The sequence below is a fragment of the Nocardioides immobilis genome (genome assembly GCF_003515065.1).
GTDB lineage: Bacteria > Actinomycetota > Actinomycetes > Propionibacteriales > Nocardioidaceae > Nocardioides > Nocardioides immobilis.
Genome location: NZ_QXGH01000029.1, coordinates 1 through 24,214, shown reverse-complemented (window position 1 = coordinate 24,214; position 24,214 = coordinate 1). Strand labels below are relative to the sequence as shown.

The 24,214-nt window shown below is 70.1% G+C and carries 22 protein-coding genes; 11 read left to right on the top strand and 11 right to left on the bottom strand.

The features are described 5' to 3' along the window. Positions 1-1,500 carry an acyl-CoA carboxylase subunit beta gene (locus tag D0Z08_RS22525; protein ID WP_118927527.1) on the top strand — a complete coding sequence of 500 codons (1,500 nt, stop codon included), beginning with the start codon at positions 1-3 and terminating at the stop codon, positions 1,498-1,500. Here the strand turns inward: D0Z08_RS22525 and D0Z08_RS22520 are convergent. After that, positions 1,475-2,827, bottom strand: a complete 1,353-nt coding sequence (locus D0Z08_RS22520; RefSeq protein ID WP_118927526.1) for an FAD-binding oxidoreductase — start codon at positions 2,825-2,827, stop codon at positions 1,475-1,477. The genes D0Z08_RS22525 and D0Z08_RS22520 overlap by 26 nt on opposite strands. Before the next feature lie 227 nt (positions 2,828-3,054). Here D0Z08_RS22520 and D0Z08_RS22515 point away from each other — a divergent pair, with 227 nt between their 5' ends. From D0Z08_RS22515 to D0Z08_RS22500, 3 genes are all read left to right on the top strand, one after another. Then, entirely contained in the window at positions 3,055-3,822 is a 768-nt protein-coding gene (locus tag D0Z08_RS22515; protein WP_118927525.1) for a sensor histidine kinase, read from the top strand. After that, a complete protein-coding gene (locus D0Z08_RS22510) occupies positions 3,819-4,481 on the top strand; it encodes a response regulator (RefSeq protein WP_118927524.1) in 663 nt (220 codons plus the stop codon). The genes D0Z08_RS22515 and D0Z08_RS22510 overlap by 4 nt, the downstream gene beginning before the upstream one ends. Positions 4,482-4,800: 319 nt before the next feature. Further along, positions 4,801-5,781 (top strand): hypothetical protein, encoded by a 981-nt coding sequence (locus D0Z08_RS22500; protein WP_118927522.1) that lies wholly within the window; start codon positions 4,801-4,803, stop codon positions 5,779-5,781. Between the two features lie 169 nt (positions 5,782-5,950). Here the strand turns inward: D0Z08_RS22500 and D0Z08_RS22495 are convergent, their stop codons facing one another. Genes D0Z08_RS22495 through D0Z08_RS22485 form a run of 3 tightly spaced genes read right to left on the bottom strand, consistent with a single transcriptional unit; the run spans position 5,951 to position 8,396 of the window. Further along, positions 5,951-6,442, bottom strand: a complete 492-nt coding sequence (locus tag D0Z08_RS22495; RefSeq protein ID WP_118927521.1) for an SRPBCC family protein — start codon at positions 6,440-6,442, stop codon at positions 5,951-5,953. Next, positions 6,439-7,791 (bottom strand): MFS transporter, encoded by a 1,353-nt coding sequence (locus D0Z08_RS22490; RefSeq protein WP_220454303.1) that lies wholly within the window; start codon positions 7,789-7,791, stop codon positions 6,439-6,441. Before D0Z08_RS22490 ends, D0Z08_RS22495 begins: the two co-directional genes overlap by 4 nt. A gap of 32 nt (positions 7,792-7,823) precedes the next feature. Continuing rightward, positions 7,824-8,396, bottom strand: a complete 573-nt coding sequence (locus tag D0Z08_RS22485; RefSeq protein ID WP_118927520.1) for a dihydrofolate reductase family protein — start codon at positions 8,394-8,396, stop codon at positions 7,824-7,826. Positions 8,397-8,532: 136 nt separating this feature from the next. On the opposite strand from D0Z08_RS22485, the gene D0Z08_RS22480 reads away from it, so the two are divergent. Together D0Z08_RS22480 and D0Z08_RS22475 are read left to right on the top strand one after the other, a co-directional pair. Continuing rightward, on the top strand, positions 8,533-9,519 hold the full coding sequence (locus tag D0Z08_RS22480) for a sigma-70 family RNA polymerase sigma factor (RefSeq protein ID WP_118927519.1): 987 nt from the start codon (positions 8,533-8,535) through the stop codon (positions 9,517-9,519). 146 nt (positions 9,520-9,665) lie between these two features. Then, a complete protein-coding gene (locus D0Z08_RS22475; RefSeq protein WP_118927518.1) occupies positions 9,666-10,490 on the top strand; it encodes an alpha/beta fold hydrolase in 825 nt (274 codons plus the stop codon). Between the two features lie 114 nt (positions 10,491-10,604). Here the strand turns inward: D0Z08_RS22475 and glgC are convergent, their stop codons facing one another. Then, on the bottom strand, positions 10,605-11,822 hold the full coding sequence (gene glgC / locus D0Z08_RS22470; protein WP_118927517.1) for a glucose-1-phosphate adenylyltransferase: 1,218 nt from the start codon (positions 11,820-11,822) through the stop codon (positions 10,605-10,607). Between the two features lie 97 nt (positions 11,823-11,919). On the opposite strand from glgC, the gene glgA reads away from it, so the two are divergent. Further along, positions 11,920-13,074, top strand: coding sequence for a glycogen synthase (gene glgA, locus D0Z08_RS22465; protein ID WP_118927516.1), 1,155 nt, complete (start codon positions 11,920-11,922; stop codon positions 13,072-13,074). Here glgA and pgm read toward each other — a convergent pair. Genes pgm through D0Z08_RS22435 form a run of 6 tightly spaced genes read right to left on the bottom strand, consistent with a single transcriptional unit; the run spans position 13,071 to position 20,474 of the window. Then, the gene (gene pgm, locus D0Z08_RS22460) at positions 13,071-14,720 is read right to left on the bottom strand and encodes a phosphoglucomutase (alpha-D-glucose-1,6-bisphosphate-dependent) (protein WP_118927515.1); all 1,650 of its coding nucleotides are present in this window, start codon (positions 14,718-14,720) and stop codon (positions 13,071-13,073) included. The genes glgA and pgm overlap by 4 nt on opposite strands. Before the next feature lie 26 nt (positions 14,721-14,746). After that, positions 14,747-16,438, bottom strand: coding sequence for a flavin monoamine oxidase family protein (locus D0Z08_RS22455; RefSeq protein ID WP_118927514.1), 1,692 nt, complete (start codon positions 16,436-16,438; stop codon positions 14,747-14,749). Then, positions 16,435-17,223, bottom strand: a complete 789-nt coding sequence (locus D0Z08_RS22450; RefSeq protein WP_118927513.1) for a carbon-nitrogen hydrolase family protein — start codon at positions 17,221-17,223, stop codon at positions 16,435-16,437. Before D0Z08_RS22450 ends, D0Z08_RS22455 begins: the two co-directional genes overlap by 4 nt. Further along, positions 17,220-18,860, bottom strand: a complete 1,641-nt coding sequence (locus D0Z08_RS22445) for a thiamine pyrophosphate-binding protein (RefSeq protein WP_118927512.1) — start codon at positions 18,858-18,860, stop codon at positions 17,220-17,222. Before D0Z08_RS22445 ends, D0Z08_RS22450 begins: the two co-directional genes overlap by 4 nt. Further along, positions 18,857-19,867, bottom strand: coding sequence for an agmatinase (gene speB / locus D0Z08_RS22440; RefSeq protein ID WP_118927511.1), 1,011 nt, complete (start codon positions 19,865-19,867; stop codon positions 18,857-18,859). The genes D0Z08_RS22445 and speB overlap by 4 nt, the downstream gene beginning before the upstream one ends. A 25-nt stretch (positions 19,868-19,892) precedes the next feature. After that, positions 19,893-20,474 carry a helix-turn-helix domain-containing protein gene (locus tag D0Z08_RS22435; RefSeq protein ID WP_118927510.1) on the bottom strand — a complete coding sequence of 194 codons (582 nt, stop codon included), beginning with the start codon at positions 20,472-20,474 and terminating at the stop codon, positions 19,893-19,895. 180 nt (positions 20,475-20,654) lie between these two features. On the opposite strand from D0Z08_RS22435, the gene D0Z08_RS22430 reads away from it, so the two are divergent. The 4 genes from D0Z08_RS22430 to D0Z08_RS22415 all read left to right on the top strand — a co-directional run. Further along, positions 20,655-21,572, top strand: a complete 918-nt coding sequence (locus tag D0Z08_RS22430) for an ABC transporter substrate-binding protein (protein WP_118927509.1) — start codon at positions 20,655-20,657, stop codon at positions 21,570-21,572. A 7-nt stretch (positions 21,573-21,579) separates the two neighbouring features. After that, positions 21,580-22,509: an amino acid ABC transporter permease gene (locus D0Z08_RS22425; protein ID WP_118927508.1), complete on the top strand. Its 930-nt coding sequence runs from the start codon at positions 21,580-21,582 to the stop codon at positions 22,507-22,509. Then, entirely contained in the window at positions 22,506-23,273 is a 768-nt protein-coding gene (locus tag D0Z08_RS22420) for an amino acid ABC transporter ATP-binding protein (RefSeq protein WP_281271766.1), read from the top strand. Before D0Z08_RS22425 ends, D0Z08_RS22420 begins: the two co-directional genes overlap by 4 nt. Positions 23,274-23,283: 10 nt before the next feature. Then, positions 23,284-24,214: aldehyde dehydrogenase family protein (locus tag D0Z08_RS22415; protein ID WP_118927507.1), on the top strand; the 931-nt coding region annotated here is incomplete at its 3' end.

Genomic DNA, 24,214 nt, shown 5'->3' with positions numbered 1-24,214 from the left:
ATGACGGACGAGCCCGCTGAGGGCCTGGCCGAGGTGCTCGCCCGCCGGTTCCTGACGACCGACGACGCGCGGCCGGAGAAGGTGGCCCGCTGGCACGACCGCGGGCGCCGTACCGCCCGGGAGAACGTCGCCGACCTGGTCGACGACGGGTCGTTCGTGGAGTACGGCCGGTTCGTCACCGCTGCCCAGGAGAGCCGCCGGCCGTTGGCCGACCTGGTGGTCGAGGCCCCGGCCGACGGCATCATCGGCGGTACGGCGACCGTGGCCGGCCGGCCGTGCGCGGTGATGTCCTACGACTACCTGGTGATGGCAGGCACGCAGGGCATGCGCGGCCACCGGAAGACCGACCGGCTGATCGAGCTGGTCGGGCGGATGGGGATGCCGGCGGTCTTCTTCACCGAGGGCGGCGGCGGCCGTCCGGGCGACACCGACCTGCCGCTGGTCTCCGCGCTCGACGTCGGGTCGTTCGCGCTGTGGGGCGCGCTCACGACGCCGAAGATCGCCGTCGTGTCGGGGCGCTGCTTCGCGGGCAACGCCGTGCTGGCCGGTGGCGCCGACCTGCGGATCGCCACACCGGACGCCAACCTGGGCATGGCGGGCCCGGCGATGATCGCGGGCGGCGGGCTCGGTGAGTTCGCGCCCGAGGAGATCGGGCCGGTCGACGACCAGGCGGCCAACGGCGTCCTCGACGTCGTGGTGGACGACGAGGCGGAGGCGGTCGCCGTCGTACGACGGATCCTCGGGTACCTCGCCGGTCCGAGCCCTGCCGGCGCCGCCGACGACCAGGACGCGCTCCGGGACCACCTGCCCGAGAACGACCGGGAGGGTTTCGACGTGCGCCCCGTCGTCGAGGCTTTGGCCGACCACGGCAGCGTCACCTGGCTGCGGGCGGGCTGGGCGCCGGAGCTGGTCACCGCGATCGGCCGGATCGAGGGCATCCCGGTCGGCGTCGTCGCGAACCAGTCGACCCACCTCGCCGGCGCGCTGACCGCGGACGCGTCCGCGAAGGCGGCCGACTTCCTCGAGCTGTGCGAGCGCTGGCGGCTGCCGGTGCTGTCGCTGGTCGACACCCCGGGCTTCATGGTCGGTCCGGAAGCCGAGCGCACCGGCCTGGTCCGGCACGCCTCGCGAATGGTCGCCGCGGGCGCGCGGCTGTCCACGCCGCTGGTCGGCGTCGTGCTGCGGCGCGGCTACGGGCTCGGCGCGCAGGCGATGCTCGGCGGCAGCACCCACCGACCGCTCCTCACCGTCGCCTGGCCCGGCGCCCACCTCGGCCCGATGGGGCTCGAGGGCGCCGTCCGGCTCGGGCTGGCCAAGGAGCTCGCGGCCATGCCCGAGGAGGAGCGGGAGGCCGCCGTCGTCGAGCACACCGCCGCGCTGCGCCAGCACGCGAAGGCCCTGAACGCGGCGCGGGTCTTCGAGATCGACGACGTGATCGACCCGGCCGAGACCCGCGCCCTGGTGGCGGCGACGATCAGTCGGGCAGGCCCGCCGGCGTGATGTTGTGGTTGAGGGCGAACAGGTTGCGCGGGTCGTAGGTGCGCTTGACCGCCGCGAGCCTGTCGTACGTCGCGCCCGGGTAGGCCGCCGCCACGTCCGCCGCGGTCGCCGAGCCCTGGAAGCCGACGTAGCTGCCGGTGCCGAGCGCAGCCACCGCCTGCCACGGCAGCACCGCCTGCTCGACATCGGCATCGGTCGCCGTACCGGGGAGGAGCCAGCCGCAGAAGACCATCGCCTCGGCGTCACGGCGGGCGAACGCGGTGGCGTCCGGTGACACCCGCCCGAAGGCGCCGCCGAGGCTGCGGACCGCGATCGCCTTCGGGCCCGGGGTCCCGTGCAGGCCCGCGACGGCGGCGATGACGTCCTCGTCGAGGCGCGGCACCAGGGTGTTGCGGCCGGTCATCCGGAAGCCCGGCGGGTGCTGGGCGTGCTCCAGGATCTCCGGGTAGCGACGCTCGGCGACCGCGGCCGTCCGCACGGTGCCGAGCTCGAACAGCGGCTCGAACAGCGGCTCGAGCGCGGCGTCGACCTCGGTGGTCGTCGTACCGGGCTCGGCGGCGTAGCAGAGCAGCACCGTCGCGACCGCCGGCGACCCGGGCAGCTGCGGCATGACGGCGAGGGTGCTGGACAGCTCGTCGGGCGCGGACCGCATCGCGTCCCGCCACCGACGCAGGAGGTCGGCCACGTCGTCGAGCTGGTAGTGGACCTGGCCGAAGTGGACCGAGGCCACCTCCTGCGCGACGAAGTCGAAATCGACGACGACGCCGAAGTTGCCGCCGCCCCCGCGCAGCGCCCAGAACAGGTCGGGGTGCTCCTCAGCGGAGACCGTGAGCAACCGGCCGTCGGCGGTCACGACCCGCGCTCCGACCAGGTTGTCGACGGCCAGGCCGTGCTTGCGCACCAGCCAGCCGATGCCGCCGCCGAGCGTGAGCCCGCCGACGCCGACGTCGGTGGTGTCGCCCGACGTGAGTCCCCAGCCGTACGGCGCGAGCGCCTCGGCGACCTTCCCCCAGGTCGCCCCGCCGCCCACGCGGACCAGCCGGCGACCGGCGTCGAGCACCTCGACGCCGTCGAGGTGCATGAGGTCGATGACCATGCCGTCGGTGTTGGTGCCGTGCCCCAGCGGGCTGTGCCCGCCCGACCGCACCGACACCGCCAGGCCGAGCCCGACGGCGTGCGTCAGCGCGACGGCCACCTGGCGCGGATCGCGCGGCCGTACGACGAGCGCCGGCGCGCCGGTCGCGAAGAAGACCCGCGCGGCATCGTCGTACTCCTCGTCGCCGGGGCCCACCGTCTCGATGGCCAGGTCGCTCTCGTGGACTGTCATCCGTCTCTCCTCGTTCGTCGGGACCGGTGCGTCGATCGTTCGGGAATCCGCGGCCGGCCGCGTCGCCCGTGGGGTGGCTCTTCCCACTACTCCGCACGGGGCGGACGCCCACTCACGAGACACCGCAGCGGCGGCAGCTGTGACAAGCGGCTACGGCGACGGAGGTAGCTGCGGCGTACTCCCACGGCGGGACGCGCCCGCTGGCGTGCCGCTCTACGCTCGGCACCATGCGCACGGATCGCGGCTGGCGGAGGTTCTACGGCATCGGCTGGCTGGTGTCGGCCGGTGCCGGCGCGCTTGCCTTCACCCAGTGGCACGCCTACGTGCGCGAGGTGGAGCGGCGCGCCGAGGAAGCCGAGCGCACCCGCGACGAGGCGGCGCTGCGTCGGGCCGTCGAGGAGCGGCTCCGGATCGCCCGCGAGCTGCACGACTCGCTGACGCACAGCATCTCGGTGATCAAGGTCCAGGCCGGCGTCGCGGCGCACCTGGCGCGCAAGAACGGCGAGGAGCCGTCGGCCGCGCTGCTCGCGATCCAGGAGGCCAGCAGCGACGCGGTCCGCGAGCTGCGGTCGACCCTCGACGTGCTGCGCCGCGACGAGGACGCCAACGGCAGCGGCCTCGACCGGCTCCCGGCGCTCGTGGAGCGCGCGCGGTCGTCCGGCGTACCGACGACGTGCACGGTGCGGGGCGACGAGCGGCCGCTGCCACCGGACGTCGACCAGGCCGCCTACCGCGTCGTCCAGGAAGCGCTGACCAACGTGAGCCGCCACGCCGGGAAGGCGACCGCCTCGGTGCAGATCACGTACGGCGCGGACGCGCTCGTCGTCCGCGTCGACGACGACGGCACCGGGTCGGGCCAGCCCCCGGTGCCGGGCTACGGCCTGGTCGGGATGCGGGAGCGCGTGACCGCCCTGGGCGGACGGCTCTGCGCGGAACCCGGCCCGGCCGGTGGGTTCTCGGTGCTCGCCGAGCTGCCGGTGGGCGGTACGGCGTGATCCGGGTGGTCCTCGTCGACGACCAGCCGTTGATCCGGACCGGGATCCGCGCGCTGCTCGACGCCGAGGACGACATCGAGGTCGTCGCCGAGGGCGCCACCGGCCTCGACGGCGTCGCGCTCGCGGCCGAGCACCGACCGGACATCGTGCTGATGGACGTCCAGATGCCCGAGATGGACGGCATCGAGGCGACCCGCCGGATCGCGAGCGACGACGAGCTCGCCGGCGTGCGGGTGGTGATCCTGACCAACTACGGCCTCGACGATTACGTCTTCAACTCGCTGCGCGCCGGCGCCTCCGGCTTCGTCGTCAAGGACACCGAGCCGGCTGACCTGCTCCAGGCGCTGCGGGTCACCGTGAAGGGCGACGCCCTGCTCTCCCCCGGCGTCACCCGGCGGCTGATCAGCGAGTTCGTGGCCCGCCCGGCCGACGTACTCCCTGCTGCCGACCTCGCGGTGCTGACCACGCGTGAGCGGGAGGTCGTCGCCCTCGTGGCGCACGGCCTCAACAACGACGAGATCGCCGAGCGGATGGTGGTGAGCCCGATGACCGCGAAGACCCACGTGAGCCGGGCGATGACCAAGCTCGGCGCCCGCGACCGGGCGCAGCTGGTGGTGTTCGCCTACCAGTCCGGGCTGGTGGCGCCACGGACGGGCTGATGGACGACCTCGCCTTCAGCCGAGGGCCCGGTCGCCGCACGCATCCGGGTCCACGCCGTCATCACGGTGATCAACGACATGGTGCGGATGCCCCGACGGCGGCAGCACACCGATGCGGCCGACGCGCTCCGAGGCCCGAAGCAGAAGTCCGCGCGCACTGCCCATGTCATCAGCTGGAGTAGGGCACCAGGCCTCGGAACGGTCCGACTTTCGGTCGACCCCGGTTCGCCGCCCAAAAGCGCCCGTCGTCCGCATCCTCGTGCTTGGATGCAATTGGTGAGGGAGCCGTTTCGGTGTCATCCGATGAAAGGACCCGACCATGAACTTCCGACACTCCCTCTCATCGTCGCCACGACTGCGCCACGTGGTGACCCTGGCCGCCGGAGCCGCCGCAGGTGGGGTGTTGTTCGCAACCCTCGCCGGCGCGAACCCCGCGACGACCGACACCACCGACGTCGCGTTCGTGACGATCCCGGCCAAGCAGGTGATGGGTAACAACTCGATCGCGGCGGGCAAGGTGGAATCAGCCGTGGTCATCGGCGGCGCCACCACGGTTCCCTCCAACGCCACCACGGTGCAGCTGCTGGTGACCGTGAAGGGAACCAAGGCCGGCACCCTGAAGCTCTACCCAGCCGGGAACCCCGCGGGCACCTCTGGCGACACTCTCTCGTGGGCGGCGGGCGGTACCGCGACGGCGACCATGGCGGAGAACATCGGGATGAGCAACAAGGTCTCGGTCGAGAACCTCAGCCTGGGCACAGCCGTCGTAACCGTGAAGCTCACCGGTTACTCGACCCAGGTCACCGCCGGAGACGTCAACGGTTCCGGCGGCACAGCCGGGCAGGCGCTCGTCAACAACGGCAGCGGCGGGGTCGTCTGGGGCGAGCCCGGTCGCGCCTTCTCGTCCTATCACGCTGCGCTCCAGCCCATTCCGTTCAACGGTGCGTTCATGAGAACGGTGACCGTCCCGCGGGGCTCGTACGTGCTGAGTTTCAACGGCACGGTCGTGGGCTCCTCCAGCACACCGGACTTTGCCCACTGCTGGCTGTTCACACCCAACTTCGTGACGATCGCGAACGGCGACGCAGCGGTGGGCTCGAGCGTTCCCCGCAGCACCATCGCCCTGCAGGGCACGGTGACTCTCGCGAGTGGTGGAGACCTCCACGCCTATTGCTGGTCGCAGGGGAACCAGCCGATGTCGATGGCCAATGCGAGCCTGATCGCCCAGTCGGTCGGGACCGTCAGCGGCTCGGTCACCAACGCGCAGCAATCGACCAACAAGGGGCTGCCGACCCGCTGACCGTCGCGCGCGACCACACATGGGCAGCTCACAACCCCAGCTAGGCCCTCCGCGTTATCCGTAGGACCAGCGACCCCACCAACGCCGGGCGCCGTTGCGCCGGGAACCGGACGAGCCGGCTCGCTACAGGACGCACGAAACCCGGCCTCGAAAGACCGGGTTGCATCGCCTACCGGAGTTGCTGGGACTCGGCGTGTTGTCTGAGGGCGGCCTGATCCTCCTCGCGGGTCCGCATGGTGCCGTGGCCGGTCTCGATCCGCTGCCGCAGACTCTCGGTGATGTAGTGCCGCCAGGCGTCATGACAGACGTCGAAGCACTCGTCGCCTGACGCGAGGCCTTCGTGGGTGAAGGTCACCTGCGTCTGACCACCGTTGGAGGCGATGTCGAAGCGGCCCGTCGTCCCGATCCATTCGCCTTTCTCGGCGATGAAGTCGAGGTAGCCGTCGGTGAACTCCCACACCACCCGCTCGCCAGGGACGAGCTCGGCGGTGTGTTGCTTCGAGTAGTGGATGTCTGGCACCAGGTAGAACCAGTCAGCGCCCGGTTGGTCGGTCCTGCCGACGATGTTGGTCGCGCCCCACCAGGAACGGACGTCGATGATGGCCTCGTAGGCCTCCTGTGGCGTCGCGTTGACAGTGATGGTGTGGGTCAGGTCGCTCATGCATCGATCCTTTCGTGATCGTGGAGGGGGAATGCCAGCGTTGAACTGACTGCGCCCAGCGCCGCGATGACGGCGAGGGCGACGAAGGCGGCTCGGAATCCGTCGAGGCCGGCCTGTGATGCGAGTACCGTCGCCGTCACGGCCACGCCGATCGCGCCACCGATCTCGCGCGACGTCTCGACCAGCCCGGAGGCGAGCCCGGTCAGCCGTTCCTCGACACCGGCGAGTGCGGCGATCTGGACTGCCGGCGCCGCTGCCCCCACCGCGATCCCGGCGAGCAGAAAAGCCGGTAGCAGGTCGGTCCAGTAGTCGGCGTCCGCCGGAACGCGGGCCAGCAGCAGCATGGCGACCGCGAGCAGTGCCTGACCGCCGATCAGCAGCGTCCTAGGGCCGAGCACGGCGGCGAGCTTGCTGCCGGTGAGCCCAGCGGCGAAGAAGGAGATGCCCGACGTGGCCACCCATGCGACGCCGGTCTTCGTTGGGGAGTAGCCCAGCACCTGCTGCATCAGCAGAGTGCCGAGAAAGATCAGGGCGAAGAACGTGCCGAACGTGAACAAGGCGCTCAGGTTGGCGGCCACCAGGGTGCGGTTGCGCACCGCCATGCCCGGGATCAGCGGCTCTCGCGAGGTCGACTCGACCGCGAGGAACGCGACCATCAGCGCTGCCGCGCCGGCGAACAGACCCAGCGTTGACCACGCCACCCAGCCGTCGTCCGGTCCCTGGCTCAGTGCATAGACGATCAGCAGGATGCTGCCGGTGAGCGTCACCGCGCCGGCGATGTCGAAAGACTCGCCGGTGACATCGCGCGCCTCACCCCTGAGAAACCGCGCCGCCATCGCGATCAGAGCGATGCCGATCGGCACGTTCAGCAGGAAGATCGCCCGCCAGCCCGGCCCGTCGGTCAGTAGCCCGCTGGCGATCACGCCGACCGTCGCCGAGATCCCTGCAACGGCGCCGAAGAAGCCGAGGGCGCGATTGCGTGCGGCGCCCTCTTCGAACGTGACCGCGAGGATCGACAGAGCGGCCGGGGGGATCATCGCCGCACCGAATCCCTGTAGAGCGCGGGACGCGATCAATAGTTCGGCGCTCTCTGCCAGTCCCGCCAGGAGTGATGCCGCGGTGAAGATCGCCAGGCCGGAGATCAGCACGCGCTTGCGCCCGAGCAGGTCGGCCAGCCGGCCGCCGAGCAGCAGGAAGCCACCGAGCATCAGCCCGTAGGCGATCACCACCCACTGCAGCGAGTTCTGGCTCATGGCGAGGTCCGCCTGGATCGAGGGCAGCGCGACGTTCACGATCGCGATGTCCAGGACGACCATGAACTGCGCCGCACACAGCAGCGGCAGGATCAACCCCGTCTTCGGGGGCGTGGTGGTCACGGTAGTCACGCCGCCACCACTCCGAAGGTCAGGTGGGGAAGGCTGCCCAGCAGCCGGCTGTCGATGAGGCGGAAGGCCTTGCGGTCCGCCGTCTCGCCCCACAGCCGTGGGCCCGCGCCGACAACGAACGGGTGGATGGTCAGCCGGAGCTCATCGACCAGCTCATGGTCGATGAGCATCCGCACCAGCGGGGCGCTGGCGTAGACGACGATCTCGCCGTCCGCCTCGGTGCGCAGCTTGGCGACCTGCTCCACGACGTCACCGCTGAGAACTGTCGCGTTCCCCCACTGCGGCTCATCGAGCGTCGAGGAGACGACGTACTTCGGTATCGTGTTCAGCCGGTCGGCCCACTCACCGGTGCGCTCTCGCCAGCGTGCTGCGAACCAAGCGTCGCTGCGGCGGCCGAGCAACAGTGCCTCGGCTGCGACCGACTCGGCGAACTCATGCTGGGTCCACGTCTCGCGGTCGGCCTGCGACATCTCGTTGAACCAGCCACCGCGGCTGGTTCCTTCAACTCCGGATGGGTCATCGACGACCCCGTCGAGCGAAATCTGTTCGCTGACCACGATCCTGCCCATGCTCTCGCCTACTTTCATTGACTGTCTTTGGGGATAGACACCGGACCATCGGGAAAGCGGGCGCTGGTCGAACGCCCAGTTTTCGGCTGCGGCGGTGTCTGTACCGGGAGAAGATGAGTCCGACGAAGAGGCGCCCATGACGACTGCATTGCTGGAGAAGGCGAAGGCCGGCGACGGCGCAGCCTTCCAGGAGCTGATCGACCCGTTCCGCCGGGAGTTGCACGTGCACTGCTACCGGATGCTCGGGTCGTACCAGGATGCCGAGGACGTGCTGCAGGAGACGCTACTTGCGGCATGGACGGGGTTGGCGGGGTACGAGGGGCGCGCGTCGCTGCGGACCTGGCTCTACCGGATCGCCACCAACTCGTGCCTCAACGCGCGCCGGGCCGAGAGCCGGCGGCCAACGAAGGAGTGGGACGTGCCCTACGTTCAACCGCCAGAGCCCACGCGGCTAGGGGAGGTGCCGTGGCTGGAGCCGTACCCGGACGCCGCCCTCGACGGGCTGACGATCCCGCTCGGCCCTGAGGCCCGCTACGAGCAGTCCGAGTCCATGTCGCTGGCCTTCGTCACCGCGGTGCAGGCTCTGCCGCCGCGGCAGGTGGCGGTGCTGATCCTGCGCGATGTACTCGGCTTCGCGGCCCAGGATGTGGCCGAGATGCTCGACACGACGGTCAGTGCCGCCAACAGTGCCCTCAAGCGGGCGCGAGCGACCTTGGCGGAGCGGCGCGACGACCCCGCCGCCGTGCCGACGCCGGCGGAGCAGGCCCTCATCAAGCGATTCGTGCAGGCCTATGGCTCGGCTGATGTCGACGGGCTCGTCGCACTGCTCACCGACGACATCTTCATCTCGATGCCACCGCTGCCGTTCGAATATGAGGGCCTCGATGCCGTCGCCGGCTTCTTTGCCGCCGTCTTCGGCAGCGGCCGGACCCTGGACCTTGTTCCTACCGGCGCGAACGGCCAGCCGGCGTTCGGCGCCTACCTGCGCGGACCGGACGGGGTGAGCCACGGCAACGGCCTCATCGTGCTGACTCTGAGGGAGACCAGGATCTGCGCCATGACCCGCTTCGAGACCAGCGTGCTGCCGCATTTCGGGCTGCCCCGCTCCCTGCGATCCGAATAGGCGTCGCCCAGCGAGGCGCATCTCGTTCCGCGGATCCGCGCGCCGCGGAGGTGTGCCATTGCGCCGCGAAGCGGCAGTGTCTGTTCGCAGCAACCGAATGCACCCATCAACCGACCTGGCGAACGTTTCCTGGTAGGACGTAGCCCATGGCCCGTGTGCGGAGCAACGACGGAATCGATTTGGCCTACGAAGTGCACGGCGAGGTTCGTGACCGTCCCGCGGTCGTCCTGGTGCACGGCTGGGCGGGCAACCGAACCTACTGGATCGGACAGGTTGCCGCGCTCGCCGCCGATCGACAGGTGATCACGCTCGACCTGGGCGGTCACGGGGAGTCCGGAACCGGGCGCGAGGAGTGGACCCTGCCCGCCTTCGGTGAGGACGTGGTTGCGGTGGTCGAAGAGGTCCGGCCGGAACGCGTCATCCTGGTCGGGCACTCAATGGGTGGCGACGCCATCGTGCACGCGGCCCGGAGGTTGGGAGAGCGGGTGGTCGGCCTGGTGTGGGTGGACGCTTACCGTTCCCTTGGCAACGAACAGCCGTCCTCGGCCGAGCAGGTGGCCGCCTTCGAAGCGCCGTTCAGACAGGACTTCCCGGCGGCCGTGGAACGATTCGCCCGCGGCATGTTCCCGGCCGGTGCCGACCCCGCGCTGGTCCGCCGGGTCGCCACCGACATGGCCGCCGAGCCGTGGGACGCAACGCAAGGATCGATCAGCCGGGCGCTGAACCGGGAGCCTGCGGTGCTTTCGACGCTGGCCGACCTGACGGTGCCGGTCGTCGCGATCAACCCGGACATCGGCCCGACCGACGTAGAGTCGCTGCGCGCACACGGGATCGAGTCGGTTGTCGTCGTCCCTGGGGTCGGGCACTTTCTCATGCTTGAGCAGCCGGATCGGTTCAGCGAGCTCCTGAGCGGGGCGCTCGACTCAATTGACAGGGCTGGCGCGAGAAGGGCGACCCGGGAGTCTGAGTGAGTGCTGATCTCGCCAGTGAGTCACTCCGCCGCGAAGCAACCAAGGCGAAGCGACGGGGAAACAGGTCCTCCTGCCGCCGTGCTTGGGCTCATCGTCAGCCGAGGGTAGAGGTCGTCAGGGGAGAACAGCCTGACCCTTGCCGAGCACGGTGACCCCACCGTCGCTGACCGTGAACCCGCGGCGTCGGTCCTCGGCGTGGTCGACGCCGATCAGGGCGCCGTCGGGCACGACGACGTTCTTGTCGATGATCGCATTGCGGATCACCGCGCCTCGTCCGATGGTCACATTGTCGAGCAACACGCTGCGTTGCACGGCGGCGCCATCGGAAACCATGGCGTGGGTGCCGATCACCGAGCTATCCACGCTGGCGCCGGAGACGATCGAGCCGGCACAGACGATCGAGTCACGCACGCTTGCACCCGAGACGAACTTCGCGCCCGGCAGTTGCGGGTGAGATGTGAAGATCGGCCACTCGGTGTTGTAGAGGTTGAAGATCGGCAGCGTCGATACCAGGTCGAGGTGCGCCTCGTGATAGCTGTCGAGCGTCCCCACGTCGCGCCAGTAGTCGCGGTCGCGGTCGGTGGAGCCTGGCACAACATTTCGCTTGAAGTCGTAGACGCAGGCCTTCTGCTCCTCGACCAGCATCGGGATGATGTCGCCGCCCATGTCCTTGCGCGACCTCGGGTTGGCCGCGTCGCGCTCGAGCGCGTCGACCAGGACATCGGCAGTGAAGACGTAGTTGCCCATCGACGCGAACGACTCCTCCGGGGAGTCGACCAGTCCCGGCGGCTGGGCCGGCTTCTCCAGGAAATCGTCGATCGTGACCCCGTCGGCGGAAGTCTTGATCACACCGAACTGCCACGCATCCTTGCGCGGCACCCGGATGCCCGCCACCGTGACACCGGCCCCGGTCTCGATGTGCGCGTCGACCATCTGCGAGGCATCCATCCGGTAGACGTGGTCGGCACCGAAGACCACGATGTACTCCGGCCGTTCGTCGTTGATCAGGTTCATCGACTGGTAGATCGCGTCGGCACTCCCGAGGTACCAGTTGGGCCCACGTCGCTGCTGGGCCGGCACCGGCGCCACGTAGTTGCCCAGCAGCGACGACAGCCGCCAGGTCTGGGAGATGTGCCGGTCGAGCGAGTGCGACTTGTACTGCGTGAGCACGGCGATGTTGAGGTAGGCCGCGTTGGCCAGGTTGGACAGCGCGAAGTCGATCAGCCGGTAGGAGCCACCGAACGGCACCGCCGGTTTCGCGCGGTCCTCCGTGAGCGGCAGCAGCCGCTTGCCTTCCCCTCCGGCCAGGACGATGCCGAGCACGCGCGTCATGGTCCGACACTAGCGACTTGCCGCGTGGTGTCGACCCGCCGAAACGCCCCGCGCAGCAGCATGCCCATCGACCATCCCTGCCACTAGATTCGCAGGCATGAGGCTGGCGATCCTGACCCGGGAGTACCCACCGGACGTGTACGGCGGAGCCGGCGTCCACGTCGACTTCCTCGTCCGGGAGATGCGCAAGCTCATCGACGTGGACGTGCAATGCATGGGCGCCCCCCGCGAGGGCGCGACCGCTCACTCAGAGGACGACCCGCGCCTCCCCGGCGCAAACGCCGCGCTGCGGATCCTGTCGACAGATCTGGCCATCACCGCTGCGGCGTCCGCGGCCGATCTGGTGCACAGCCACACCTGGTACGCCAACATGGCCGGCCACTGGAGCAAGCTCCTGTACGACGTGCCGCACGTCGTGACCGCCCACTCGCTGGAGCCGCAACGCCCGTGGAAGGCCGAACAGCTCGGTGGCGGCTACCGGCTCAGCTCCTGGGCGGAGCGGACTGCTTTTGAAGCCGCCGACGCGGTCGTCGCGGTCAGTCGTGGCATGCGCGACGACGTACTGGCGTCGTACCCCGTCCTTGACCCGGACCGCGTGCATGTGATCCACAACGGCATCGACGCGGAGTTCTATCGGCCCGACCCGGGGACCGATGTGCTCGAGCGGCTGGGTGTCGACCTCGGGCGGCCCTACGTCGCGTTCGTCGGGCGGATCACCCGGCAGAAGGGCGTGCCGCACCTGCTCCGGGCGGGCCTGATGATGGATCCGGAGATCCAGCTCGTGCTGCTCGCAGGGGCCGCGGACACCCCGGAGCTCAAAGCGGAGACCGACCGATTGTTCGACGAGCTCATGGCCGCTCGCGACGGGGTCTTCGTGGTCAGCGAGATGCTGCCTCGGGCCGACGTACGCCAGGTGCTCACTCACGCGCTCGTGTTCTGTTGCCCGTCGGTGTACGAGCCGCTCGGCATCGTGAACCTCGAGGCGATGGCCTGCGAGACCGCCGTGGTCGCCAGCCGCGTCGGGGGCATCCCTGAGGTCGTCGACGACGGTCGGACGGGGCTGCTCGTCGACTACACCTCTGACGATCCCAAGGGCTTCGAGCAGCGGTTCGCAGATGCCATCAACTCGCTGGCAGCCGACCGCGACCGCACCCGCGTCATGGGACTGGCCGGCCGGGCGCGCGCGGTGGAGGAGTTCGGCTGGGACGCGGTCGCGGCGCGCACGGTCGAGCTCTACTCGAGCCTGCTCTAGGGGTTCAGTGCGGCGGCGACGATAGCCTGCGCCTGCTCCTGGATCGAGGCTAGGTGGTCGGGTCCCTGGAACGACTCGGCATACAGCTTGTAGACGTCCTCGGTGCCCGACGGTCGCGCGGCGAACCAACCGGCGTTGGTGACGACCTTGAGCCCTCCGATGCCGGCGCCGTTGCCGGGGGCACTGGTCAGCGTGGCCGTGATCGGATCGCCGGCCAGCGACGAAGCGGTCACGTCTGTCGGCGACAACCTGCCCAAGAGGGCCTTCTGGTCGCGGGTGGCGGGCGAGTCGATGCGGGCGTACGCCGGATCGCCGTGCCTCTCGGTCAGCCCGGCGTACAGGTGCGACGGCGACTGCCCGGTGACTGCGATGATCTCCGAGGCCAGCAGGCACAGCAGGATGCCGTCCTTGTCAGTGGTCCACACCGAGCCGTCGCGCTGGAGGAAGGACGCCCCTGCGCTCTCCTCGCCCCCGAAGGCGACCGAGCCGTCGAGCAGCCCTGGCACGAACCACTTGAAGCCGACGGGCACCTCGACCAGCCTGCGGCCGAGGTCGGCGGCCACCCGGTCGATCATCGACGAGCTCACCAGCGTCTTGCCGATGGCGGCGTCGGGCGACCATGACGGCCGGTGCGCGTAGAGGTACTGGATGGCGACGGCCAGGTAGTGGTTGGGATTCATCAACCCCCCGTCCGGCGTGATGATGCCGTGCCGGTCGGCGTCGGTGTCGTTGCCCGTGGCGACGTCGAAGTCATGCTGGCGGCGGAGCAGGGAAGCCATGGCGGACGGCGACGAGCAGTCCATCCGGATCTTGCCGTCCCAGTCGAGCGTCATGAAGCCGAAGGTCTTGTCCACGTCAGGGTTCACGACCGTCAGGTCCAGGCCGAAGCGGTCGGCGATCTCGCCCCAGTAGCCGACGCTCGCGCCGCCGAGCGGGTCGGCGCCGATCCGCACGCCGGCCGTCCTGATCGCGTCGAGGTCGAGCACCTGCGGCAGCGCGGAGACATAGGCGTCGAGGAAGTCGAACGTGCCGGCCTGGGCACCAGCCCCCGTCAGGGACACCCGCTTGATGCCGGCCAGCCCCTCGGCGAGCAGCTCGTTGGCGCGATCCTGGATCCAGCCGGTGATCTCGGTGCCGGCCGGCCCACCGTCGGGCGGGTTGTACTTGAAGCCGCCGTCGGCGGGTGGGTTGTGGGAGGGGGTGACCACGACGCCGTCGGCCCTCGCCGCGCCCGCGAACCCGTGGCGGGCGTTGTGCACCAGGATCGCGCGGGACACCGCCGGCGTCGGCGTGTAGCCGCCGCGCGAGTCCACGAGGACCTCGACGTCGTTGCCGACGAACACCTCCAGCGCCGAGACGGTCGCAGGCTCGGAGAGCGCGTGCGTGTCGGCGCCGAGGAAGAGCGGCCCGCCGATCCCCTGCAGGGCGCGGTACTCGCAGATCGCCTGGCTGATGGCGAGGATGTGGTCCTCGTTGAAGGCCACATTGAACGCCGAGCCCCGGTGCCCCGACGTCCCGAAGCTCACCCGCTGCTCAGCCAGTCCGGGGTCGGGATGCTCCTCGTAGTACGCGGTGACCAGCTTGGCGACGTCGATCAGGTCGTCGGGGCGGGCAGGTGTGCCCGCGCGGTCCGCACTCGAGCTCATGGACCGATTCAAGCACCCCGCGAGAGTCAGTCCTCCAGGCGCAGCGGGGCGATCTGGTCGAAGACATCGCCGGGGCCTGGGTTCTCCGGCGCGGTGCGACCACCGAAGTGGTGCATCACGCCCCAGACCGCATTGAGGGCGGTGGTCACCGCGCCTTCCGCCCATCCGGCCGTCCACGACACGTCGTCGCCGGCGAGGAACAGCCCGCGGTACGGGGCCGGGAGGCGGTCCTGCATGAAGTGCGTGTAAAGCCTCTCCTGGTAGCGGTAGTGCCCGGGAAGGTTTGCCTTGAACGCACCCATGAACGCGTGCTCGGCCTCCCAGGTCACCGTCGCGGGCGTCGCAATGATGTGGGAGCGGATGTCGACGTCGGGATAGATCTGCTTCAGTGAGTTCAGCATGATCTCGGTCCGCTTCCCCGCATCCAGAGGCAGCAACTTGAGCGAGTCGTCGGCCCAGGTGTAGCTGAGGCAGATCAGACCAGGCCGCCCCTCGCCCTGGTCGAGCAGGTAGGTGCCGCGGCTCATCCGGTCGGTGAGCGTCATGCTCATGACCTCGCGGCCGGTGCCCGGGTCGATGTCCTTCCAGAACGGCCGGTCGACCAGGACGAAGACCTTGCTGGAGCCCATGTAGTGGGTCCGCTCGATGGCGGTCCAGTGGTCGATCGGGAGCAGCCGCTCGTCCGCGCGGATGTTGTTCAGCAGCATCCAGGACTGGGCGGTGTAGACCACGGCCGGGTAGGTGTCGATGTTGCCCTCTGCGTCGGTGATCGTGAACCGGTGCGGCTCGGTACGCCGGATCTCGGTGACCGCACCTCGCGGACGGCCGCCGGCGTGCAGGCTCCGCACCGACGTGCCCTCCGGCCAGTACGACGCGTCGCCCACCGGCCGCGACCAGAGCCTGAGCGGGAGCTGCTGCGAGCCACCGACGATCCCGCGGTGGTGGTCGTCGGCGGCGGTCGCCACGACGCGGAGGATCTCGAGGATCGAGTTGGGGTAGTCGGTGTCCCAGCCGCCGGTGCCGAAGCCGACCTGGCCGAAGACCTCGCGGAGCCTGAAGCTCTGGAACGGCACGCTGCGCGCCAGGAACCCGTAGAACGTCTCGTCGTCGTAGCGGCGGACCAGCTCGTTCCAGACCTCCTTGAGCCGCCTGACGTCCCGCTGCCGAACCGCCTCCTGCAACGGCACCAGTGCGGCAAGCTCCTCGAGCGTCTTCAGCCAGGCGTCGGCCACCTGGTGGTAGACGTCCGGCAGGTCGGCAAGGGTCCGCGCGTAGTGGCTCTCCCCTTTGAGGTCGACCACCGTGCTCGACGTGGCCTCGGACAGCGGGTTGGGGAAGTCCTCGGTCTCCAGACCCATCTCGTCGAGGTAGTGGAACAGCGTGGTCGACGAGGGCGGGAAGCGCATCGCGCCCATCTCCGCCACGATCCCGTCGTGCCCCTCGAACGGGACCGACCGCATCCGGCCGCCGATCTGGTCCGCCTCGTAGACCACCGGCTGGAAGCCCATCCGCAGCAGCTCGCGGGCGGCAAGCATCCCCGACAACCCTCCGCCGATCACAGCCACCTTGGTGCCGTGCACCGCATCGGGGACCGAGCCGATCCCGTGCGGGCTCTTCACGAAGTCGTCGTATGCGAAGGGGAAGTCGGGGCCGAACATGGTGATCGGTCGGGCATCCGGCTCTTCGTGCTGCGGGGCGTTGGGCACCGCTGAGGTCATCGTGAGCTCTCCTGGGTCTCGGTGAGCGCGCCGTACAGCCCCGGGCGACGGTCGCGGAGGTGCGTGTTGACGGCGCGCGACGACGCGAGCCGGGTGGCGTCGATCTCGGCCAGCAACAGCTCGTCACCGGAGCCGGCACGGGCGAGGTCGGCCCCGTCCGGACCGACCACACAGCTCTCGCCGCAGTAGGCCAGCTCGGCCTCGTGACCGGAGCGGTTGGCGTAGGCGAGGTACACCTGGTTCTCGTAGGCGCGCGCGGGCACGACCGTGCGCGCCACGACCTCGTAGGGCCGCATCAGCGCCGTGGGGACCGCGACCAGGTCCGCACCGGCCAGCGCCAGGGACCGCACGGCCTCGGGGAACTCGACGTCGTAGCAGATCAGGATCCCGACCCGCGCGCCGTCGAGGTCGGCGACGGCGAGGTCGCCGCCGCCAGGCGTGAACGTCCGGGTGTCGAGGTCGCCGAACAGGTGGGCCTTGCGGTGCTTGGCCAGCACCGTGCCGTCGCGATCGACCAGCTGGGCCGCGTTGAAGACCTCGTCCTCGTCGCGCTCGGGAAAGCCGTACAGGATCGCGACTCCGGTGCTCCGGGCGATCTCGGCCACCCGGTCGAACCAGGGCCCGTCCGCCGGCTGCGCCTTCTCCGGCACGTCGGGCACGTTGTAGCCGGTGGTGAACATCTCAGGCGTGATCAGCAGCCGGGCACCACGGTCCGCCGCCGTGCCGGCGGCCTCGTGCAGCGCGTCCAGGTCGGCGCTCCGCGTCTGGAGCACGGCGATCTTCATGAGCCGGAGCCCGGATGGGTGGGCGCGAACATCCGCAGCAGCGCCGGGAGTACGACGACACTCGGGCCCGGCGCAGCCAGTGCCTCAGCCAGGTCCCGCTGCAGCGTCTCGGGTGTGGTGCTGCGCGCGGGTACACCGAACGCCTCGGCGAGCGCCACGAAGTCGGGCCGCGTCAGCTCGGTCGCATAAGCCGCGCCGAACGCGCCGGTCATGTACTCGCGCAGGATCCCGTAGCCGCCGTCGTCGACGATCAGCCAGGTCACGTCGAGGTCGAGCTGCCGGGCCGTCGCGAGGTCGGCGATGCCGTACATCGCGCCGCCGTCACCGGAGACGGCCAGGACCGGACCGCTGCCGGCCCGGGCGACCGCGGCGCCGAGCGCGGCGGGGAAGCCGTAGCCCAGGCCGCCGGCGCCCTGGGCGGACTGCATCGAGCCCGATGTCCGGGCGTCCCAGGCCGACCAGGCCCAGTAGGCCAGGATCGTCATGTCCCAGAAGCTGGGCGCGTCGTCGGGCAGCGCGGCCCGGACCGCGTGGAGGACCTGCTGCTCCAGGCCGAGCTCCTGCCCGGCCAGCCGGTCGGCCACCAGCGCGAGCACCTCGGCGACCCTTTTCTCCGCGACGCCGTCGGCCTCGCGCGGGGCCACCGCCCCGGCCAGCGCCTCGAGGGTGAGCAGCGCGTCGGCGTGGACGCCGAGGGCCGCATGGTTGGCCTCGAGCTTGCCGAGGTCGGCCTCGACCTGGATGACCCTGCCGCGCGGCTGGAAGGAGTGGTAGTTGCTCGACAGCTCGCCCAGGCCGCTGCCCACGACGAGCAGCACGTCGGCGTCCTGGAGGAACTCCGTGGTGTGCCAGTCCTCCAGCCACGACTGGAGCGAGAGCGGGTGGGCCCACGGGAAGGCGCCCTTGGCTCCGAAGGTTGTGACCACCGGCGTACGCAACTTCTCGGCAAGCTCCAGCAGCGCCGCCTCGGCGCCGGAGCGGACCACACCGCCGCCGGCGATGACCACAGGGCGGTCGGCGCCGTCGAGCAGCCGCACCGCCTCCGCGACCAGCTCGGGTCGGGGCGCGAGCACGCGCGGGGAGGCCGGTACCGGCTCGACCGGCGGCAGATCGGTCGTCGCGAGCAACACGTCCTGGGGCACCTCGACCCAGACCGGCCCGTGCGGTGCGCTGAGCGCCACCTCCCAGGCCTCCTGGAGCGCGCTGCTGATCTGGGACGGCCTCTGCACCTGCACGGCGTGCTTGACCACCTGCGCAACGAGGGCACGTTGGTCGCGCAGCTCGTGAAGGAAACCGCGGCGCCGGGCACCGAGTCCCGCCGACGGGATCTGGCTCGCGATCACCACGACCGGAACCGAGGCCGCAGCCGCTTCCTGGAGGGCGGCGAGGCTCTGCAGGGCGCCCGGACCGGTGGAGAGCATGAGTGGGGCCGGCCGTCCGGTGACCCTGGCATAGCCGTCGGCGGCGAACGCGGCGTCCAGCTCGTTGCGGAAGCCGGCGTACTGGAGGCTGCTGCGGGACAGGGCGTCGAACAGGCCCAGGGCGTGCTGGCCGGGCTCACCGAAGACGGTCGTCGCGCCGAGCGCGGCGAGGGTCTCCGCAACCAGGTCGCCACCGCGGCGTACGGCGGTGCTCATCCGTGCGCGCCCTGTCGAACCGCGCCGGCCGGGACCGGCTCGGGCGCACCCTGCCGCGCCATCAGCGAGATCAGCTCGTAGGCGACGTGGGAAGCGGCGACGGCGGTGATGTCCGCGTGGTCGTAGGCCGGAGCGACCTCGACGACGTCGGCGGAGATCAGGTTGCAGCCGTCCAGGCCGCGCAGGATGGCGAGCAGCTCGCGGCTGGTCATGCCGCCGGCTTCCGGCGTGCCGGTGCCTGGTGCGTGCGCCGGGTCGAGGCAGTCGATGTCGATCGAGATGTAGAGCGGGCGGTCGCCGACCCGCTCGCGCAGCGCCTGGACCACCGCGGGGACGCCCTGGTTCATCACGTCCATCGAGGTGACGATGCCGAAGCCCATCCGGGCGTCGTCGGTCAGGTCCTGCTTGGAGTAGAGCGGCCCCCGGATGCCGACGTGGCTGAGAGCCTCCGTGTCGAGCAGGCCTTCCTCGAATGCGCGTCGGAACGGCGTGCCGTGGGTGTAGTCGGCACCGAAGTAGGTGTCCCAGGTGTCGAGGTGGGCGTCGAAGTGGAGCAGCGCGACCGGGCCGTGCTTGCGGTGCATCTCGCGCAGGAGCGGGAGCGCGATCGTGTGGTCGCCGCCCACGGTGACGATCTTCGAGCCTGCGTCCAGCAGGGTGCCGGCGCTTGCCTGCACGGCTTCGAGCGCCTCCGGAATGTCGAACGGGTTGCACGCCACGTCACCGGCGTCGGCGACCTGGAGGGACGCGAACGGAGAGACATCCAGGCCCGGGTGGTAGGGCCGCAGCAGTCGGCTCGCCTCCCGGACCGCGGCCGGAGCGAACCGTGCGCCGGGCCGGTAGGAGACGCCGCCGTCGAACGGCACGCCCATCACGGCGACGTCCGCACGTCCGACGTCCTCCAGTCGCGGGAGCCGGGCGAAGGTCGCGATGCCGGCGAAGCGCGGGACGCGGGAGGCGTCGACGGGGCCGACAGGGCCTTCGGGGGTGTGGTGTTGGTCGTTCACGAGGTCTCCAGGGGTCGGCGGCGGGTCAGCTGTGGTCGGGAAGGGCCGGCGAGAAGACCCACAGGACCTGGGTGTTCGCGTCTTCGGAGGCGCTGCGGAAGGTGTGCGGCACGTGGGGGGCGAAGGTGAGGGTGTCCCCGGCTTCCAGGACGACCTCCTCCTCGCGCAGGGTCACCGCCAGCCGGCCGGAGACCACGAACACGAACTCCACGTCGGCGGGCAGGCTGTAGGGCTCGTTGCCGCTCCCGCCGCCCGGCTCGATCTCGCTGAGGATCGCCTGCAGCCGCCGCTCCCCGTTCGGGGTCAGGAGGTACTCGGTCATCCCGGTGCCGCCGAAGTTGATCGGTGGGTACGCCGCCCGGCGTACGACGTTGCCTGCCGGGGCGTTGAACAGCTCACCGATCGACAGGTCGAGCGTCTCACAGAGCCGCATCAACGAGGCGACCGAGGCACTGGCCTGGTCACGCTCGATCTTGGACAGGAACCCCTTGGTGAGGCCGGCCGCGTCGGCCACCTCGGCCAGCGTCTTACGGCGCGCCATGCGGGCTGCCTTGAGCTGCTCGCCGATGCGGACGCCGTCCGCGTCCGACTGGGCCTGGGCGGTCATGGGCCTCGGACTCCGATCCTGGGTTCCTGCGTGAGGGACGTGACGATCGCCACGTCGCACCCCCATGAAACACCATGAGACCCCTAGGAAACAAGGGTTGACAATAAAGCAACTCCGGGGTCATCCTCGGGGTGACGCAGACCACATCGCCCGTGGCCGCACCCATCACGAGGAGTTCCGATGACCCGCCACCCCCGCACCTTCCGGCTGATCTGGTTGCCCGTCGCGGCCGCTGCCGGCGCCCTGCTGACCGCCTGCGGAGGCACCGACGACGCCGACCCCGCTGCCGGCAAGCCGGTCGCTTCTCAAGAGGTCGACCAGAAGCTGCACGACAGCCTCCCCGCCGACATCAAGGAGGCCGGGAAGGTGACGATCGGCACCGAGGCGCTCTACCCGCCCTTCGAGTCCTTCGCCGACGACAACGAGACGATCGTCGGGCTCGACCCCGACCTCGCGCGGTCGCTCGGCCAGGTCCTCGGTGTCGAGGTCGAGTTCACCCATACCGCTTTCGACGGCCTGCTCACCGCACTCGACGGTGGCCGCTTCGACCTCGTCATGGCCGCGATCACCGACACCAAGGACCGCGAGGAGGTCTACGACTTCGTCGACTACTTCCTCACCGGCCAGTCGATCGTGGTGAAGGCGGGCAACCCCGAGGGCATCGAGGAGATCAGCGACCTCTGCGGGCAGCCGGTCGCCGTCCTCAAGGCCTCCACGCAGGAGAAGATGCTGGGCCAGTTCAACGAGGACGAGTGCGCCGACGACCCCATCGAGATCGACTCGTTCCCGAGCGACAAGGACGCTCTGATGCAGGTCCAGAGTGGCCGCGACGTCGCGTCGTTCACCCAGGACGCAGTCGGCGCCTACAACGCGTCGACCATCGGTGGTGGCAACCAGTTCGAGATCGCCAACTCCGAGGCCCTGCTCCCGACCCCGGTCGGAATCGTCTTCACCAAGGAGGACACCGAGCTGCGCGACGCCTTCAAGGCAGCGTTGGAGAAGCTGATCGCCGACGGCACCTACGACGAGATCCTGGCCAACTACCAGCTCGAGAGCGGTGCGGTCGACACCGTCACCGTCAACGGAGCGACGGAGTAAGCGAGAGATGACCGTGACCGCACAGTCCCCCGAGCGGGTGCGTCCCGCCCCGATCAAGGCCATCCCGGTACGCCGGACCGGCCAGTGGATCTCCGCCGTGATCGTCGCCGCCCTGGTGGCGTCGCTGGTCTGGTCGTTCGCGTCCAACGACAGCATCCAGTGGCCGGTCGTCGGCGAGTTCCTCTTCAACTCCAACATCCTCCGCGGCGGGATCACGACGATCCAGCTGACGGTCCTGTCGATGGTGCTGGGCGTGGTGCTCGGTGTCGTCCTGGCCGTGATGCGGCTGTCCCACAACCCGGTGCTCCGGATGGCCAGCGGGGCCTATCTGTGGCTCTTCCGCGGCACCCCGGTGCTGGTGCAGATCGTGCTGTGGTTCAACCTCGGCCTGATCTTCCCGCGCCTCGGCTTCGGGCCGGTCAGCGCCGACACGAACACGCTCATCAGCGCCTTCGGGGCCGCGCTGCTCGCCCTGTCGCTGAACGAGGCGGCGTACATGGCCGAGATCGTCCGCGGCGGCATCCTCTCCGTGGACAAGGGGCAGACCGAGGCGGCGCACGCACTCGGCCTGACCGGCGCCAGGACGATGCGCCGGATCGTGCTCCCCCAGGCGATGCGGGTGATCGTGCCGCCCACCGGCAACGAGGTCGTCACGATGCTGAAGACCACCTCTCTGGTCGCCGTCATCGGCGCCCAGGACCTGTTCACCGAGGCCCAGCTCTACGGCAGCAAGAACTTCACGACCTTCGAGATGCTCCTGGTCGCCTGCTTCTGGTACCTCGTGCTGACCAGCGTGCTCACCTTCGCCCAGTCGCGACTCGAGCACCGCTTCGCCCGCGGAACCGCTCAGGGAGGCCCGGCGGGGCCGGGCTGGGCATCGCGGCTGTCCGCCAACCTGCGTCCGGGACGCTCGACCACCGAAGGAGCCAACCGATGACGACCACGATGGTCAGGGCCGAGAACGTCCACAAGTCCTTCGGCCACGTCGAGGTGCTCAAGGGCATCGACCTCGAGGTGACGAACGGCGAGGTCTTCTGCCTGCTCGGCCCCTCAGGCTCGGGAAAGTCGACCTTCCTGCGCTGCATCAACCACCTCGAGCGCATCGACGGTGGCCGGCTGTCGGTCGACGGCAAGCTGATCGGCTACCGGGAGGAGGGCGACAAGCTCTACGAGATGCGCGAGCGCGAGGTCGCTGCCCAGCGCCGCGACATCGGCATGGTCTTCCAGCGATTCAACCTCTTCCCGCACATGACCGCTCTGGAGAACGTCATGGAGGCACCGGTCCAGGTCCGCGGCGAGTCGAAGGCGGCCGCCCGGAAGCAGGCCCTGCAGCTCCTTGACCGGGTCGGCCTCGCCGAGCGCGCCGGCAACTACCCCGCCGAGCTGTCCGGCGGCCAGCAGCAGCGCGTCGCGATCGCCCGCGCGCTGGCGATGAAGCCGAAGCTGATGCTCTTCGACGAGCCCACCTCCGCGCTCGACCCCGAGCTGGTGGGCGAGGTCCTCGACGTCATGAAGGACCTGGCCCGTGAGGGGATGACGATGATCGTGGTGACCCACGAGATCGGCTTCGCCCGCGAGGTCGGCGACACCGTGGTGTTCATGGACGGCGGCGTGATCGTCGAGGCCGGGAAGCCGGCCGATGTCCTGGGCAACCCCCAGCATGTCCGCACCAAGGCGTTCCTCTCCAAGGTGCTGTCATGACGGTGCTGTCATGACGGCTTCCACGGAGTACGCCGTCACCGATCCGGCCACCGGTGAGGTCATCCGCACCTACCCGACGGCCACGGACGCCGACATCGAGGCCGCGCTGGCGGCCGCGAGCACGGCGTACCGCTCCTGGACGCCGGGCACGACGGTCGCCGAACGCAGCGCACTGCTGCGCGAAGTGAGCCGCCTGCACGAGGAGCGATGCGACGAGCTCGCCGCCATCATCGTGCGCGAGATGGGCAAGAAGCTCGACGACGCCCTCGGCGAGGTCCACTTCTCCGCCGCGATCTACGCCTTCTACGCCGAGCGCGCCGAAACCCTGCTGGCCGACGAGCCGGTGCCACTCCTCGATGGCGAGGGCTCCGCACTGATCCGCCGCAGCCCGTTCGGCACGCTGCTCGGGATCATGCCGTGGAACTTTCCCTACTACCAGGTGGCCAGGTTCGCCGGCCCGAACCTGGCGATCGGCAACACCATCCTGCTCAAGCACGCGCCGCAGTGCCCGGAGTCGGCCGCCGCGCTAGGGCAGCTGTTCCGCGACGCCGGCTTCCCCGAGGGTGCCTACGTCAACGTCTACGCGACCAACGACCAGGTGGCGACGATGATCGGGGACCGGCGCGTCGCCGGGGTCTCGCTGACCGGCTCGGAGCGGGCCGGCTCCGCGGTCGCCGAGCTGGCCGGCCGCCACCTGAAGAAGGTCGTGCTGGAGCTCGGCGGGTCGGACCCGTTCCTCCTGCTCGGCACCGACGACCTCGACGCCACCGTCGAGGCAGCAGCGAGCGCGCGTCTGGACAACGCCGGCCAGACATGCAACGCCGCCAAGCGGTTCATCGTCGTCGACGATCTCTATGAGCCGTTCCTGGAGAAGTTCACGGCCGCGGTGCTCGCGAGCCGGGTCGCGCCCCTGTCGTCGCTGGCGGCAGCCGAGCGGCTCG

Excerpts from the sequence above, each read along its gene's own strand:
- D0Z08_RS22525 (WP_118927527.1), top strand. The coding sequence starts at position 1 with ATGACGGACGAGCCCGCTGAGGGCCTGGCCGAGGTGCTCGCCCGCCGG.
- D0Z08_RS22520 (WP_118927526.1), bottom strand. The coding sequence starts at position 2,827 with ATGACAGTCCACGAGAGCGACCTGGCCATCGAGACGGTGGGCCCCGGC.
- D0Z08_RS22515 (WP_118927525.1), top strand. The coding sequence starts at position 3,055 with ATGCGCACGGATCGCGGCTGGCGGAGGTTCTACGGCATCGGCTGGCTG.
- D0Z08_RS22500 (WP_118927522.1), top strand. The coding sequence starts at position 4,801 with ATGAACTTCCGACACTCCCTCTCATCGTCGCCACGACTGCGCCACGTG.
- D0Z08_RS22495 (WP_118927521.1), bottom strand. The coding sequence starts at position 6,442 with ATGAGCGACCTGACCCACACCATCACTGTCAACGCGACGCCACAGGAG.
- D0Z08_RS22485 (WP_118927520.1), bottom strand. The coding sequence starts at position 8,396 with ATGGGCAGGATCGTGGTCAGCGAACAGATTTCGCTCGACGGGGTCGTC.
- D0Z08_RS22480 (WP_118927519.1), top strand. The coding sequence starts at position 8,533 with ATGACGACTGCATTGCTGGAGAAGGCGAAGGCCGGCGACGGCGCAGCC.
- D0Z08_RS22475 (WP_118927518.1), top strand. The coding sequence starts at position 9,666 with ATGGCCCGTGTGCGGAGCAACGACGGAATCGATTTGGCCTACGAAGTG.
- glgC (WP_118927517.1), bottom strand. The coding sequence starts at position 11,822 with ATGACGCGCGTGCTCGGCATCGTCCTGGCCGGAGGGGAAGGCAAGCGG.
- glgA (WP_118927516.1), top strand. The coding sequence starts at position 11,920 with ATGAGGCTGGCGATCCTGACCCGGGAGTACCCACCGGACGTGTACGGC.
- pgm (WP_118927515.1), bottom strand. The coding sequence starts at position 14,720 with ATGAGCTCGAGTGCGGACCGCGCGGGCACACCTGCCCGCCCCGACGAC.
- D0Z08_RS22455 (WP_118927514.1), bottom strand. The coding sequence starts at position 16,438 with ATGACCTCAGCGGTGCCCAACGCCCCGCAGCACGAAGAGCCGGATGCC.
- D0Z08_RS22450 (WP_118927513.1), bottom strand. The coding sequence starts at position 17,223 with ATGAAGATCGCCGTGCTCCAGACGCGGAGCGCCGACCTGGACGCGCTG.
- D0Z08_RS22445 (WP_118927512.1), bottom strand. The coding sequence starts at position 18,860 with ATGAGCACCGCCGTACGCCGCGGTGGCGACCTGGTTGCGGAGACCCTC.
- D0Z08_RS22435 (WP_118927510.1), bottom strand. The coding sequence starts at position 20,474 with ATGACCGCCCAGGCCCAGTCGGACGCGGACGGCGTCCGCATCGGCGAG.
- D0Z08_RS22430 (WP_118927509.1), top strand. The coding sequence starts at position 20,655 with ATGACCCGCCACCCCCGCACCTTCCGGCTGATCTGGTTGCCCGTCGCG.
- D0Z08_RS22425 (WP_118927508.1), top strand. The coding sequence starts at position 21,580 with ATGACCGTGACCGCACAGTCCCCCGAGCGGGTGCGTCCCGCCCCGATC.
- D0Z08_RS22420 (WP_281271766.1), top strand. The coding sequence starts at position 22,506 with ATGACGACCACGATGGTCAGGGCCGAGAACGTCCACAAGTCCTTCGGC.